The 15,772-nt window shown below is 40.8% G+C and carries 12 protein-coding genes; 5 read left to right on the top strand and 7 right to left on the bottom strand.

Translation table 11 applies throughout. The features are described from left to right. Nucleotides 1-30: 30 nt before the first annotated feature. The 3 genes from AN392_RS03345 to AN392_RS03355 all read left to right on the top strand — a co-directional run bounded on the left by AN392_RS03345 (nt 31) and on the right by AN392_RS03355 (nt 3,553). A complete protein-coding gene (locus tag AN392_RS03345) occupies nt 31-816 on the top strand; it encodes a hypothetical protein (RefSeq protein ID WP_008110111.1) in 786 nt (261 codons plus the stop codon). A 100-nt stretch (nt 817-916) separates the two neighbouring features. Continuing rightward, nucleotides 917-2,299: an amidohydrolase gene (locus AN392_RS03350; RefSeq protein ID WP_008110109.1), complete on the top strand. Its 1,383-nt coding sequence runs from the start codon at nt 917-919 to the stop codon at nt 2,297-2,299. Between the two features lie 12 nt (nt 2,300-2,311). Further along, nucleotides 2,312-3,553: an amidohydrolase family protein gene (locus tag AN392_RS03355; RefSeq protein WP_055011828.1), complete on the top strand. Its 1,242-nt coding sequence runs from the start codon at nt 2,312-2,314 to the stop codon at nt 3,551-3,553. A gap of 95 nt (nt 3,554-3,648) precedes the next feature. Here AN392_RS03355 and AN392_RS03360 read toward each other — a convergent pair whose 3' ends face one another. Then, nucleotides 3,649-5,871, bottom strand: coding sequence for an NADP-dependent isocitrate dehydrogenase (locus AN392_RS03360; RefSeq protein ID WP_055011829.1), 2,223 nt, complete (start codon nt 5,869-5,871; stop codon nt 3,649-3,651). A 453-nt stretch (nt 5,872-6,324) separates the two neighbouring features. Continuing rightward, a complete protein-coding gene (gene cspD, locus AN392_RS03365) occupies nt 6,325-6,543 on the bottom strand; it encodes a cold shock domain-containing protein CspD (protein ID WP_008110104.1) in 219 nt (72 codons plus the stop codon). Between the two features lie 209 nt (nt 6,544-6,752). Between cspD and clpS the strand changes: the two genes are divergently transcribed. Together clpS and clpA are read left to right on the top strand one after the other, a co-directional pair. After that, entirely contained in the window at nt 6,753-7,061 is a 309-nt protein-coding gene (gene clpS / locus AN392_RS03370; protein ID WP_008110102.1) for an ATP-dependent Clp protease adapter ClpS, read from the top strand. Between the two features lie 68 nt (nt 7,062-7,129). Then, the gene (gene clpA / locus AN392_RS03375; protein WP_008110100.1) at nt 7,130-9,391 is read left to right on the top strand and encodes an ATP-dependent Clp protease ATP-binding subunit ClpA; all 2,262 of its coding nucleotides are present in this window, start codon (nt 7,130-7,132) and stop codon (nt 9,389-9,391) included. 201 nt (nt 9,392-9,592) lie between these two features. On the opposite strand, the gene infA is transcribed toward clpA, so the two are convergent. The 5 genes from infA to trxB form a co-directional block, all read right to left on the bottom strand. Then, entirely contained in the window at nt 9,593-9,811 is a 219-nt protein-coding gene (gene infA / locus AN392_RS03380; protein WP_002962494.1) for a translation initiation factor IF-1, read from the bottom strand. A 90-nt stretch (nt 9,812-9,901) separates the two neighbouring features. Beyond that, entirely contained in the window at nt 9,902-10,606 is a 705-nt protein-coding gene (locus AN392_RS03385; RefSeq protein ID WP_010389715.1) for an arginyltransferase, read from the bottom strand. Continuing rightward, entirely contained in the window at nt 10,599-11,315 is a 717-nt protein-coding gene (aat, locus tag AN392_RS03390) for a leucyl/phenylalanyl-tRNA--protein transferase (protein ID WP_054200754.1), read from the bottom strand. Before aat ends, AN392_RS03385 begins: the two co-directional genes overlap by 8 nt. Before the next feature lie 180 nt (nt 11,316-11,495). Then, nucleotides 11,496-14,309 (bottom strand): bifunctional aconitate hydratase 2/2-methylisocitrate dehydratase, encoded by a 2,814-nt coding sequence (locus tag AN392_RS03395; RefSeq protein ID WP_082360108.1) that lies wholly within the window; start codon nt 14,307-14,309, stop codon nt 11,496-11,498. Nucleotides 14,310-14,616: 307 nt separating this feature from the next. Then, complete coding sequence (gene trxB / locus AN392_RS03400; RefSeq protein ID WP_055011830.1) at nt 14,617-15,567, bottom strand: thioredoxin-disulfide reductase; 951 nt, start codon at nt 15,565-15,567, stop codon at nt 14,617-14,619. Nucleotides 15,568-15,772: the final 205 nt, after the last annotated feature.

Raw genomic sequence — 15,772 nt, forward strand, 5'->3', positions numbered from 1 at the left:
TGTGGCATTTTATATTTTTGGAGCGCAATTGTGAATAAAACGTTAGCAAGTTACTACCAGCAAGCTTATGCGTGTGAGCAACAGCATTTTAACCAATGTTTTTATTGCGGCTGTGAGGCAACAGAGCGCGATCATTGCCCGCCATTGCATATGCTACAAAGTATTATTGATTTAGGCGAAGAAGCTGACTTTGTTGCCATTGCAGCCTGTTATGAATGCCATGCATTACTTCACAATGAGCGATTAATGACCATTGATGAGCGATTTAGCAAACTTAAAAAGAAGTTATCTAATAAGTATGCAAAGCCTTTGCGCGTTTATAACATGTGGGAAGAAAACGAGCTCGCTGACATGAGTGATGAATTTGCTCATAGTATTCAAGCGGGTATGAAACTCGGTAAAGAAGCGGCTGAGCGACTCGCTTTTACGGGGTTTAGTTATGCCACTGAAGAAGCACGTGTCACAGTGCGTGAAAAAACCAAAGAGTTTGATGTAGAAGGCACTGTATTTTACGACTTTAAAGAAGCGCTTAATTATTGCATTAATGTTTTAAAGGTACAAAAAAGTGATTTCTATAAAATTTTAGTGGAAGACTATCAAGGTGATTTTAATAAGGCATTGAGCCAATACAGACATCGCCATGATAAAGTCACAGCCGCAAAAGATGGTAATACATTGATTAAAGATTTTTCAAAATTACATAAGCAAAACTCAGATTTTGTAACCCGAACGGTTAAACACTTTATAAGTAAAGATCCATCGCTCACCACCGAAGGAGCTCTGGATAAGCTTTATAACAATTATATAAAAAAATAATTACAGAAACTCACCTTAAATAACCGCCTTTTCACCTGTTTTTTTAGCTTTATGCGTTTGCTTTCGCTAAAGTAGTAAAAAAACAGGAGAACCTAAAAACATGCAAAAATTTGCTCCCTCATTGTTAGCTGTTGGTTTAGCAGCAGCACTTGTTGGTTGCCAAGAAAGCGGCCCACAAGATGACAAAGTAACCATTAATAAAAACCCATACCCAAGTACTTATCAGCCAGTAGCGACATCAAGCACCTTGATCACTAATGCAACGGTATTAACAGGGACGGGTGAGCGTTTAGATGAAGCTGACGTACTGATTGTTGACGGTAAAGTGCAGCAAGTTGGTAAAGATTTAACCGCTAATGCAGACACCACTATTGACGCGCAAGGTAAATGGGTAACACCAGGCATTATTGACGTTCATTCACATTTAGGTGCTTATCCAAATCCATCGGTTGAGTCTCATCAAGATGGTAACGAAATGACCAGCCCTAATACGGCAGAAGTATGGGTTGAGCATTCAATTTGGCCACAAGATCCAGGTTTTAATCGCGCACGTGAAGGCGGTATTACGTCATTACAAATTTTACCAGGTTCGGCTAATTTATTCGGTGGACGTGGCGTTACCCTTAAAAATGTACCGGCTCACACCATGCAAGGGATGAAATTTCCTGATGCGCCATACGGTTTAAAAATGGCATGTGGTGAAAACCCTAAACGTGTTTACGGTCGAAAAGGTGTATTACCGATGACACGTATGGGTAATATGGCAGGATATCGCACAGCATGGATTGGCGCTCAAGAATATAAGCGTGAGTGGGATAAATACGATGCTGATTACGCTGCGGGTAAAAACCCAGAAGCTCCACATCGTGATATTAAATACGATACATTACGTGGTGTTTTAGAAGGTGACGTTCGTATTCACAATCACTGCTACAAAGCAGAAGAAATGGCGATGATGATCGACCTTTCAAAAGAGTTTAATTATCATGCGGGCACATTCCATCACGGTATTGAAGCCTATAAAATTGCTGATTTACTGGCTGAAAACGGCTCGTGTGCTGCACTTTGGCCAGACTGGTGGGGCTTTAAAATGGAAGCCTACGATATGGTGCAAGAGAACGTAGCTATTGTTGATGCCGTTAAAAACTCATGTGCCGTTGTGCACTCAGATTCTGACACGACGATTCAACGCTTAAACCAAGAAGCCGCTAAAGTAATGTACAGTGCAAACCAAAATGGGTTTGATATTTCTGAGCAGCATGCGATTAAGTGGATTACTGCTAACGCCGCTAAATCGTTAGGTATTGAAGATAAAACAGGCTCACTTGAAGCAGGCAAACAAGCTGATGTTGTTATTTGGAATCAAAGCCCGTTTAGTGTTTATGCAAAAGCAGAGCAAGTGTTTGTTGATGGTGCAAAAGTTTACGATAGAAACGATAGCGCATTCCAAGCACAAAGTGATTTTATGTTAGGTCAACAATAAGGAGCACCCAGAATGAAAAAATTATCACGTTCGTTTTCGCTTTCTCTGGTTGCTGCAGGGCTATTCGCATCGGGTACCGTGAGCGCAGAGTCACTGGCAATTATTAATGCAACTTTGCATACATCTTCAGATCAAGGTGTATTAGAAGGAGCTAGCATAGTTATGAATGATGGCAAAATCACTGCCATTAACCCTAGCGATTTTAAAGTTGACAAAGTTATTGATGCTCAAGATCAAATAGTGACCCCAGGTTTTATAGCCAGTGTAAACCAGCTTGGCTTAGTTGAAGTAGGTGCGGTTGCCGGTTCTCGCGATGCAGGAGAAGACAAAGCGGGTATCGATTTTGATGCAAGCTTGGCATTTAATCCTCGTTCAAGCTTAATACCTTATGCACGTAAAGGCGGTATTACTCGCGATTTGATCACCCCTTACGGTGGTGACAGCATATTTGCAGGCCTTGCAAGTGTTGTTGATTTAAGTGGTAGCTTCGAAAGTGTAAATAAAAAGCAAGCAGCATTAGTGGTTCATTTGGGTGAACGCAGCAAAGGCTCTCGTGCATTTACCTTGCAAACACTTATCAATAAGTTAGATGAGCATCAAACTAAAGCAAGCAAAGAAGCTAAAAAAGATGACGCTAAGCCAAGTGCTGAAGACACCATAATGGCTAAAGTACTAAAAGGCGATATGCCATTACTAATTAGTGTGTCGCGTTCGGCTGATATTGTTGAACTAATAAAAGTGAAACAGCAGTTTGGCGTAAACATTGTCCTTAATGGCGCTCAAGATGCCGTTGTAGTTAAAGATCGCATCGCTAAAGCAGGCATTCCTGTGATCATTAGTGCAATGGATAATTTACCAGGCAGCTTCGATTCATTGCATGCAAGCTTAAATAATGCCGGCATACTAGAAAAAGCCGGTGTTAAAGTGCTATTAACTGTGGGTGGCGATGCCAGCCACAATGTTTACCAGCTTCGCTACGATGCCGGTAACGCAGTGTCTTACGGTATGAGCCAACAAGGCGCATTAAAGGCCATGACTTCGAATGTGGCTGATGTATTTGGTATTAATGCCGGTAGCCTAGAAGTAGGTAAAGCCGCTGATGTTGTTATGTGGAGTAACGACCCGTTTGAGCTGAGCAGCCACGTGAATAAAATGTTTATTAATGGGGTTGAGGTTAGTACTGAATCTCGCCAAGATAAACTGCGTGAGCGCTATACAACAGAGTCGAACATGCCACGCGCGTACACAAAATAAACTTTTAAAGTTGAATTTAAAAGGCCGCATTAGCGGCCTTTTTCTTAGGCACAAAAAAGGCGCTCTATGAGCGCCTTTTCATTCATTTAAATGATTTATACTAGTTTAGATAAAATCTCGTTAAATGTTGTGCTCGGACGCATTGCTTTGAAGGCTGCATCGTCATTTGGCTGGAAGTATCCGCCAATGTTCATTGCAGGACCCTGTGCATCGTTTAGCTCGCTAACAATTTGCTCTTTGTTGGTTTCAAGGTCGCTAGCAATTTGTGTAAATTGCGCTTTAAGCTCGCTATCTTCATTTTGCTTAGCAAGTTCTTGAGCCCAGAATAAAGATAAGAAGAAATGAGAACCACGGTTATCAATTTCTTTTACTTTACGTGAAGGCGACTTGTTTTCAGCTAAGAATGTACCCGTTGCTTTATCAAGCGTATCAGCAAGTACTTGTGCCTTGTTGTTACCTGTTGTCGTGCTTAGGTGTTCAAGTGACGCAGCAAGTGCTAAGAACTCACCTAAAGAATCCCAACGTAAGTGGTTTTCTTTTTCAAACTGTTGAACGTGCTTAGGAGCAGAACCACCTGCACCTGTTTCAAATAGACCACCGCCATTCATTAGTGGCACAATTGAAAGCATTTTAGCACTGGTACCCAATTCTAAAATTGGGAATAAATCTGTTAGGTAATCACGTAATACGTTACCTGTTACAGAAATCGTATCTTTACCTTCTTTGATGCGTGCTAGTGAGAATAAGGTTGCATCCATTGGCGATAAAATTTGAATATCTAGGCCAGCAGTATCGTGTTCTGGCAGGTATTTATTCACTTTTTTGATTAGCTCAGCATCGTGTGCACGTTCTGCATCTAACCAGAAAATAGCCGGATTACCTGTTGCGCGAGCGCGGTTTACTGCAAGTTTAACCCAATCTTGAATTGGTGCATCTTTAACCTGACACATGCGCCAGATATCGCCTTGCTCAACACTGTGCTCAAGTAGGGTGTTGCCATTTGTGTCAACAACACGAATAGTACCGTCGGCTTTTGCTTCAAATGTTTTGTCATGTGAGCCGTACTCTTCCGCTTTTTGAGCCATAAGGCCAACGTTTGGTACGCTACCCATAGTCGTAGGATCAAAAGCACCGTGCTCTTTACAAAAATCAATCGTTGCTTGGTAAACGCCAGAGTAACAACGATCTGGAATTACAAAGCTTGTGTCTTGTAATTTATCGTCCTTATTCCACATTTGACCGCTTGAGCGAATTGCAGCAGGCATAGAAGCATCGATGATCACATCACTTGGTACGTGTAAGTTTGTAATGCCACGATGAGAATCAACCATTGCGATAGCAGGGCGGTTAGCATAAACAGCTTGAATATCTGCTTCAATTTCTTCGCGCTTAGCGTCATCTAATGTTTGAATTTTAGAGTACACATCGCCTAAACCGTTGTTTACATCAACACCTAGCTCTTCAAAAAGTGCACCGTGTTTTGCAAAAACGTCTTTGTAGAATACTTTTACAGCGTGACCAAAGATGATTGGATCAGATACTTTCATCATGGTTGCTTTCATGTGAAGCGAAAATAACACGCCTTTTTCCTTAGCAGCATTAATTTCAGCTTCTAGGAATGCTTGTAATTTTGCAGCGCTAATACGTGATGCATCAATTACTTCACCAGCAAGTAATGGCGTGCTTTGCTTAAGTACAGTGATATCGCCATTAGCCGCTACGTGCTCAATACGTACATCCGTTGCTTCATCAACAGTTACTGATTGCTCAGAACCAAAGAAGTCACCTTCTTCCATGCTTGCAACGTATGATTGTGAATCTTTGCTCCACGCGCCCATTGAATGCGGGTTATTACGTGCATACTCTTTCACTGAACCTGGTGCGCGACGGTCAGAGTTACCTTCACGAAGAACAGGGTTTACTGCGCTGCCTTTAATTTTATCGTAGGCTGCTTGAATGGCTTTTTCTTCATCGTTTTTAGGTTCTACAGGGTATTCTGGAAGTGCATAACCTTTTTCTTGAAGCTCTTTAATTACAGCGCGAAGTTGCGGAACTGATGCACTAATGTTCGGTAATTTAATGATGTTAGCTTCTGGTGTTTTTGCCATTTCGCCAAGCTCTGCAAGTGCATCACCAATGCGTTGTTCTTCTGTTAGGTAATCCGGGAAGCTCGCAATTACACGACCAGCTAATGAGATGTCGCGTGTTTCAACTTCAACACCTGCCGCATTTGTGTACGCTTGGATAATAGGTAACAACGAATAAGTTGCTAGTGCCGGAGCTTCGTCCGTTTTTGTATAGATAATTTTTGATGTCATCATCATTCCTAGATAGTAGGCCGCATTGGCCAAATTCAACAATGCAAAGAAATCATCGCTTAATACCTTATAAATAAAGCATTAGTATATGCAATGAGTAGTCTGTTAGGTGTTGGTACTCGTATAACCTAAACAAGGTGAGAATAATCACACCTGACGGACTAATGTCTTTTATAACTAAAATTTATGTAAATACAAACTAGCCATTAGGCTAAAGTAATTACGTTTTACAGGATAAAGAGTGTAACAAGCTTGGCTAAAAAGGGCTAGGATTACGCGCCAAACGCCAGCAGTTAACCTCTAATACTGAAATTATTGGGGTAGATAAAATAAAATCAAGGAGCGGGGTTGAATTAACAAACAATGAAGCAATTTATATGTAAGTGGTTAGGGATATTTAGGGAATTAAGCGAGGATCTAAACAGGTCACTCGCTTTAGTCTCATATTTACAATCACTCTATAATATCGCCGTTAGGGGCTATATTAGTAGCGTGTAGACCTTTAGGGCCCTGTTGTAATTCGAAGGTAACATCTTGACCAGCTTTAAGCGTCTTGTATCCGTCCATTACAATAGTGGAGTAATGAGCAAAAATGTCGTTCTCGCAACCGTCTTCTACGATGAAACCAAAACCTTTGGCGTTGTTGAACCATTTGACTTTACCACAAGCCATACTTCTACATCCTTCTATAAGTTGACTAATTTAGTTATCCTAAACTGTATTGTTTGCTAGACTGACTAAGGTTTAATCAATCACCATTTGACTGTAGTTTATTTAAGCAACCAGTCAAGTGTTTTAGGTTATTTTTTAACATTTTATTTATTTTTTTATTCAAGTTTGCTTGAGTTACAAAGACAAGACTATATTTAATTATGAGTGGTATGAAAGATTCTGGTGTTATCGACACCGTTCGCGATAGTGAAAAGCAAAAGTTGCAGCCACCGCGAAAATATAAAGTTGTGTTAAACAACGATGATTACACGCCGATGGATTTTGTAATAGAGATCTTAATGACGTTTTTTAATATGGATAGCGATAGAGCAACTGATGTGATGCTGCAAATACATCAGCAAGGTAAGGGCATATGTGGTGTTTATAGCGCCGATGTAGCACATACCAAGGCTGAGCAAGTTAACCGCTACTCAAGGGATAACGAGCATCCACTGCTATGTAGTTGTGAGCAGGAATAAATACCACAAAGGTGAACTTTCATCTTTGAAGTGCGGTATAAAATTATTATCTCTGTAAGGGGTTGCCAATGCTAAATAAAGACTTAGAACTAACTTTGAACACTGCGTTTCGTGAAGCGCGTACACGTCGTCATGAGTTTATGACCGTAGAGCACCTTTTATTAGCTCTACTCGACAACCCATCAGCTGGAGAAGCGCTTAATGCGTGTGGTGTTGACGTTTCTGGATTAAAAACAGAGTTACTTGAATTTATTGATGAAACCACACCGGTTATTCCTGATTTAGAAGAAGAGCGCGAAACTCAACCAACACTTGGTTTTCAGCGAGTATTACAGCGCGCGGTATTTCATGTGCAATCTTCTGGCAAAAATGAAGTGACAGGCGTTAATGTGCTGGTCGCTATTTTTTCTGAGCAAGAAAGCCAAGCCGTGTACTTACTTAAAAAGAACGATATTTCTCGACTTGATATTGTTAACTTTATTTCTCATGGGATTGCCAAAGGTGACGACGAATTAGGCGATGATACCGACGATATTCATGAAGAGGTGCAAGAAGTAGCAAGCGAAGAAGCGAGTAAGCTCGACAGCTTTACAACTAACCTTAATATACACGCTAAAGAGGGTAATATTGACCCGCTTGTTGGCCGTGATAGTGAAGTAGAGCGCACAGTGCAAGTGCTGTGTCGTCGTAAAAAGAATAACCCATTACTGGTTGGTGAAGCCGGCGTAGGTAAAACTGCTATTGCCGAGGGCTTAGCCTATCGTATTGTTAACGAACAAGTGCCTGAAGTCATTGCAGATGCGGTTGTGTACTCTTTAGATATGGGCGCGTTACTTGCCGGTACCAAATACCGAGGCGATTTTGAAAAACGCTTTAAGAGTTTATTAAAAGAGTTACAAGCAAAACCAGGTTCAATTTTATTTATTGATGAAATTCACACCATTATTGGTGCAGGTGCTGCCTCAGGTGGGGTAATGGATGCCTCAAACTTAATTAAGCCGTTACTCTCAAGTGGGCAATTACGTTGTATGGGTTCTACCACTTACGGTGAGTACAAGAATATTTTTGAAAAAGATCGCGCCCTTGTCCGTCGCTTTCAAAAAATTGATGTGCTTGAACCTAGCGTTGAAGATACCACTAAAATTCTTAACGGCTTAAAAGATCGTTACGAAGCACACCATGGTATTCGTTATACGCAAAAAGCGTTAAAAGCAGCCGCTGAGCTAAGTGCCAAGTATATTAATGAGCGTCACTTACCTGATAAAGCGATTGACGTTATTGATGAAGCAGGCGCAAGCCAACGGCTACTGCCTACGTCCAAGCGTAAAAAAACCATTGGTGTATCTGATATTGAGATGATTGTGTCTAAAATGGCGCGTATTCCGCCTCAAAATGTGTCGTCGTCTGATAAAGAAACGCTGAAAAACTTAGACCGTAATTTAAAAATGTTGGTGTTTGGACAAGATCAATCCATTGATGCATTAACTTCTGCTATTCGCTTATCGCGCTCAGGTTTAGCAAACGAGAACAAACCGGTTGGTTCGTTCTTATTTGCAGGCCCAACAGGGGTAGGTAAAACAGAGGTTACCAAGCAATTAGCTAAATGCATGGGTGTTGAGTTTATTCGTTTTGATATGTCTGAATACGTTGAGCGCCATGCGGTGAGCCGTTTAATCGGTGCGCCTCCGGGTTATGTAGGTTTTGAACAAGGCGGCTTATTAACAGAAGCGGTGATCAAAAACCCACATGCAGTGGTATTGCTGGATGAAATTGAAAAAGCGCATCCTGATATCTACAACATTTTATTACAAGTTATGGATCACGGTACGCTAACAGATAATAACGGCCGAAAAGCTGACTTTAGAAACGTAGTAGTGGTGATGACCACCAATGCCGGCGTACAAGAAACCACGCGTAAGTCGATTGGTTTTAGTGAGCAAGATCACACACACGATGCAATGGGTGAAATTAACAAAGTATTTTCACCTGAATTTAGAAACCGCTTAGATAACATTATTTGGTTTAATCACCTCGAAAAAGAGGTTATTTTGCAAGTGGTTGATAAATTTGTTGTTGAGTTACAAGCGCAACTGGATAAGAAGTCAGTTAACCTTGAGCTTACTTCTAAAGCTCGTGAGTGGTTGGCTGATAAAGGCTATGACAAAGCAATGGGCGCGCGTCCTATGGCGCGTGTTATCCAAGAAGATCTTAAAAAGCAATTGGCTAACGAAATACTGTTTGGTGAGCTAATTTCTGGCGGTACGGTAAAAGTATCGGTTAAAGATAAAAAACTGCGTTTTGATTACGAGAGTGACTTAACGCCAGCCTAACCTAAAAAAGTTAGCAATTTAAAAAGCCTGCTTTATGCAGGCTTTTTTTATTTGCCAAAGAAATAGGCAACAAAAAACCCAGCAAAAGCTGGGTTTTTTGTTTATTAAATGTAATTACTGGCTACTACCATTAATTACATTTAATAAACGCTTAAAGCTAGTTTTCACTAGCCAAAAACTAAATCTCGTTTACGCACTTACTTAGCGAGCACGGAATACGATACGACCTTTCGATAAATCGTAAGGAGTCATTTCTACCGTTACTTTATCGCCGGTTAAAATACGGATATAGTTTTTGCGCATTTTACCTGAAATATGAGCCACAACTACGTGACCATTTTCTAGCTCAACTCGGAACATTGTATTTGGTAAAGTATCAAGGACTGTCCCTTGCATTTCGATTACGTCTTCTTTCGCCATGTTTAGCGTAACACCTCTTTAATAGTTAAACGCTGCAGATTTTGCCCAAAATACGCCAATAAGTAAAGGCGCAGGGGCTATTTTTGTAAATTAAATAGCCACCCACTGGTCATTGAGCTGTTTTTGGGCGGGTAAAAACTGGGTTTTATACTTCATTTTGTCACATTCATCTATTTGATAGCCTAAATAAACAAACTGTTTGTGTTGCTGTTTAGCAAATTTAAGCTGCTGTAATATCATTACAGTGCCTAAACTAAAGTGTTCGTAGTCAGGGTCAAAAAATGTATAAATAGCGGAAATAGCGTTGTCCATACAATCAGTTACAGCAACGGCTACTAAGTTTTCTTGATCCCAAAGCTCTATAAAGGTGATGGTTAACCAGCTACAAAACAAAAAACTTTGAAATTGTGATTTATCAGGTGGATACATAGAACCGTCTTGATGACGTAAACTAATGTATTTACTGTAAAGTGGGTAGTATTGTTCGCGTTCAACCTGTGAATATTTTACCTCAAAGCGGTTTTTTGCTTTGTTAAGTTTACGTTTTTGCGATTTTGTCGGCATAAACTCATCAGCTAAAACGCGCACAGAACTACACGCGCTGCAAATAGGGCAGTGCGGGCGATAAATTTGGTTACCGCTGCGACGAAAGCCTAATCCTAATAATGATTCAAACTTGTTGCTGCTGTAACAACTTGGGTCGAGTATCACCAGCAGTTGTTCTTGGCGATCAGGTAAATAACTGCATTCAAACGGTTGGCTTAGGCCTATACGAGCCGGAAGTTGTTCATTCATATATCGCGATTAGCTCCTGTGGCTGCCACATACTGGCAGCTGGGGTGTAACACTGTGCTTTATTAAGTTTAGTTAAAAATTCTTCACGTGGAATCACGCTGGCACCTAGCGACATTAAATAAGGATTTTCTAATTGGCAATCAATAAAATGCGCATTATGGCGTTTAAGCCAATTCACCAGCGCCCACATAGCCAGTTTGGAGCAATTTGTTTGATGATGAAACATTGATTCACCACAAAAAACGCCAGTTTGCATAATCCCATATAAGCCGCCTACAAGCTCTCCCTCACGCCATACCTCTAAACTATGAGCTAAGCCATTGTAATGCGCTTTTATGTACGCCTGTTGCATTTGCGGGGTTATCCAAGTGCCATCGGTATCAAGACGTTGATCGCGGCACGCTTCTATCACTTCTTCAAAGGCATGGTTAATAGTTACGGTGACCGGGTGCTTTTTTAAATGTTTTCGTAAGCTTTTACTAACATGAAAGTCATTAAGCTCAACAATACCGCGCTCACTCGGTGACCACCACATAATTGGCTCGTGTTCACTAAACCACGGAAAAATACCAGATAAATAGGCATTTTTTAACCGCGTTACCGATAAACATCCACCAATGGCAAGCAAACCATCTGGATCATCTAATGCATGATTGGGATCAGGAAAAGCAAAGTGGCTTTGAGCGAGTTGATAAAGTTGTTTAGTCATAACACCGATTGAATAACTGCATGGTCAAGACAAAGTGTAACCTGTTGCTTTAAAATCACAAACCACAAATTATTGTGTTGTCCATAGGGTTGAGCAGGGCTTACATTGCTGTTAGGTAAATTTTAGGCATAAAAAAAGCGCGTTAAAAAACGCGCTTAATTAAATGGTAAACTAATCGAATTAGCTAACCACTTTTACTGGTACAGCTTCACCTGCGTTGAACTTAGTTGTCATTGCTTCTTCAACAGGTGTAAACGATGTAAGGTCAATACCTTCAACCGCAGACTTATACTCTTCCATAGTCGGGAAACGACCAAGAACAGAAGATAGAACTACAACTGGCGTAGAACCTAGTAGTGATTCACCTTTTTTCTCAGATGTATCGGCTACTACACGACCTTGGAAAAGACGTGTTGATGTTGCGATAACAGTATCACCTGGTTCTGCTTTTTCTTGGTTACCCATACATAGGTTACAACCAGGACGTTCTAGGTATAAGATATTTTCATACTTAGTACGTGCAGCCGTTTTTGGTTTTGCATCGTCAAATTCAAAACCTGCGTATTTAGCAAGAATATCCCAATCGCCTTCCGCTTTAAGCTCATCAACAATGTTGTATGTTGGTGGCGCAACAACTAATGGCGCTTTGAATGAGATAGAACCGTTTTTCTTCTCAAGGTTACGTAGCATGTGAGCAATAATTTTCATATCGCCTTTGTGAACCATACACGAACCAACAAAACCTAAATCAACAGGCTTGTCGTTGTAAAAAGAAACAGGGCGGATCACATCGTGAGTATAACGCTTAGAAACATCATCGTTATTAACGTCTGGATCGGCAATCATTGGCTCAACGATTTGGTCTAAATCAACCACAACTTCTGCGTGGTATTTAGCGTTGTCGTCTGGAGAAAGTGCTGGCTCTTCACCAGATTGAATACCTGCAATACGCTTGTCGGCTAAATCGATTAGACCTTGTAGCGTTTGTGCTTCGTTTTCCATACCTTTGTTGATCATGATTTGGATACGTGACTTAGCAAGTTCAATTGACTTAATTAACGTTTCATCATTTGAAATACAGATTGACGCTTTCGCTTTCATTTCTGCAGTCCAGTCAGTGAAGGTAAACGCTTGGTCAGCCATTAGGGTACCAATATGAACTTCAATGATACGACCTTGGAATACGTTTTCGCCGCCAAATTGCTTAAGCATTTGCGCTTGCGTTGCATGTACAACATCGCGAAAATCCATATGCTTAGCCATTTTGCCTTTAAACGTTACTTTAACTGAATCAGGAATCGGCATCGCTGATTCACCGGTTGCAAGTGCAACAGCAACAGTACCTGAATCGGCACCAAAGGCAACGCCTTTAGACATACGTGTATGTGAGTCACCACCAATGATGATAGCGCGATCATCAATTGTAATGTCGTTCAATACTTTGTGAATAACGTCAGTCATTGCATGGTAAACGCCTTTCGGGTCACGTGCAGTGATCAAACCAAACTTATTCATAAACGCCATTAGTTTAGGAATGTTTGCTTGTGCTTTGCTATCCCATACTGATGCTGTATGACAACCAGACTGATAGGCACCATCAACAAGAGGTGAAATCGTTGAAGCAGCCATTGCTTCTAATTCTTGTGCTGTCATTGGACCGGTTGTATCTTGCGAACCAACGATGTTCACTTTAACGCGAACATTTGAGCCTGCGTGAAGTGGCGTATCTGATAGTACACCTACTGCATTACGGTTAAAGATTTTTTCAACCGCTGTTAAGCCTTGGCCTTCGTGTGAAATTTCTTTTGAAGGTGCATAAACAAGCGGCGTTTCAATGCCAAGAGTTTCAGCAGCAAACGTTTGTAGTTTTTTACCGAATACAACTGCGTAAGAACCGCCAGCTCTCATGAATTCAACTTTTTGCGGTGTGAATGCTGATGAAATATCAACAAGTTCTTTATCACCGTTATAAAGCTTCTTCTCTTTAGTATTGATTGTTAATACAGTACCCGTAGCAACAGAGTAGGCTTCTTCAAGCACTGCATCGCCATTTGCATCAGTTACTGTATTGCCGTCTGCATCTACTTTTTTAACCCAGTTTTTAAGGTCAAGACCAATACCGCCAGTTACATCAACTGTTGTTAAGAAGATTGGTGCAATACCGTTAGTACCTGCAACAACAGGTGCAATGTTGATGAAAGGAACGTATGGACTTGCTTGTTTACCAGCCCAAAGTGCTACGTTATTCACACCAGACATACGTGATGAACCAACGCCCATGGTGCCTTTTTCAGCAATAAGCATTACTTTAGCGTTAGGGTGTTTCTTTTGAAGGGCAACAATTTCTTGTTGTGCTTCTTCAGTGATCATGCACTTACCGTGTAATTCACGGTCAGCACGCGAGTGTGCTTGGTTACCTGGAGACAGTAAATCAGTTGAGATGTCGCCTTCACCAGCAATGTAAGTTACTACTTCGATTTTTTCTTCGATGTCAGGTAGTTTTGTGAAGAATTCAGCTTTTGAGAAGCTCTCTAGTAATTCTTTAGCAATTGGATTACCTGATTCGTAGGCCGCTTTAATGCGCTCCATATCTGCATCGTATAAGAATACCTGAGTTTTCAGTACTTCTGCAGCTTGTGCTGCGATTTTTGCGTCATCAGCAAAGGCTAAATCAATTAGCATTTCAATCGATGGGCCGCCTTTCATGTGTGAAAGTAGTTCGAATGCAAATTCTGGAGTGATCTCTGCAACGTGCTCTTCACCTAAAATGATTTCTTTTAGAAACTGTGCTTTAACGCCCGCAGCACTGGTTGTTCCAGGTAAAGTATTAAAAATAAAGAAATGCAGTGAATCTTTACGGTGCTCGTTATTAGTATCTTTAATTTGATTAATTATTTCTGATACTAGTTCAGCGCTATCGATTGGTTGTGGGCTTAATCCAAGCTCCGTTTTACGGGTTTGGATTTCTTCCATATATTTTGTATACAAACTCATAGAAAACTCTCGGTAATTTACTTGATATGAAGTTAAGCATTTTAACTGATTTTACAGTTTCTAGTAATGCCTAAATGAATAAAGCTTTTATTCCTGACGATAATTATAGCTAGTTTTACTTATATAATTTGACGGTATTTGTTGCTCACCCTTAGATCCTATCGCACCTGAGCCATTAATTGTATAAATAAGACTAATTTCAACTATAAGCTTAGTGAATGTTGGTGCGGATACAATTATCTCGGGCGTAATGTTTTGGGCACAAAAAAGGGCTGAAAATTCAGCCCCAAAAGTATGCTATGTATGCTTATAGGTTATCTAAAAAGCGTTCTGCATCAAGTGCAGCCATACAGCCAGTACCGGCAGAGGTGATAGCTTGACGGTAAATATGATCAGACACATCACCGGCAGCAAATACGCCTGGCACACTTGTTTGAGTTGCATTACCGTTAAGACCAGATTCAACCACTAGGTAGCCGTCTTTCATTTCTAGCTGACCTTCAAACATATCGGTGTTTGGCTTATGGCCAATGGCAATAAATACACCCGCTAAATCAAGTTCTTCAGTAGCATCTGATGCCACATCTTTGATGCGAACGCCGGTCACACCCATTTGGTCACCAAGCACTTCATCAAGTGTACGGTTATAGTGCATTACAACGTTACCGTTTGCTGCTTTGTCAGCAAGGCGGTCAGCAAGAATTTTTTCACTACGGAAACTATCACGACGGTGGATAACATGAACTTCATCAGCAATGTTAGACAGGTATAACGCTTCTTCAACAGCCGTATTACCACCACCAACAACCGCTACTTTTTGGCCTTTATAGAAAAACCCGTCACAGGTTGCACAAGCAGAAACACCACGACCTTGGAAATTAGTCTCAGATTCTAAGCCTAAATATTTAGCAGAGGCACCTGTTGCAATAATTAAAGCATCACATGTGTAGGTACCTTGGTCACCGGTTAGTGTGAAAGGGCGCTTAGATACGTCAACTTTGTTGATGTGGTCGAACACAATTTCAGTTTCAAATCGTTCTGCATGCTCTTTCATACGATCCATTAATGCAGGGCCGGTTAAACCGTGTGCATCGCCAGGCCAGTTTTCAACTTCAGTGGTGGTTGTTAGCTGGCCACCTTGTTGAATACCTGTAATTAAAACAGGGTTTAAATTAGCACGTGCAGCGTAAACTGCGGCGGTGTAGCCTGCAGGGCCCGAACCTAAAATAAGTAACTTACAATGTTTTGCTTCAGTCATGATCTTTTCCTAAACGTTTAATACGGTTTTAATGCGCCCGATTCTAAGAAAAACAAGCAGGAAGTAAATAAAAGATGAGATTATTTTTTTTCGCAAATTGCGAAGCTGTTCATTAATGTGTACTAGCAAATGACTTACAAGCAGTGCTCGACTAATAAATAGACTGTTAGCCAATAAAACGACGTTAATTCATGACCAGCCTGAT

Origin of the sequence: Pseudoalteromonas sp. P1-16-1b (genome assembly GCF_001401785.1) — a bacterium.
GTDB classification, from domain to species: domain Bacteria; phylum Pseudomonadota; class Gammaproteobacteria; order Enterobacterales; family Alteromonadaceae; genus Pseudoalteromonas; species Pseudoalteromonas undina.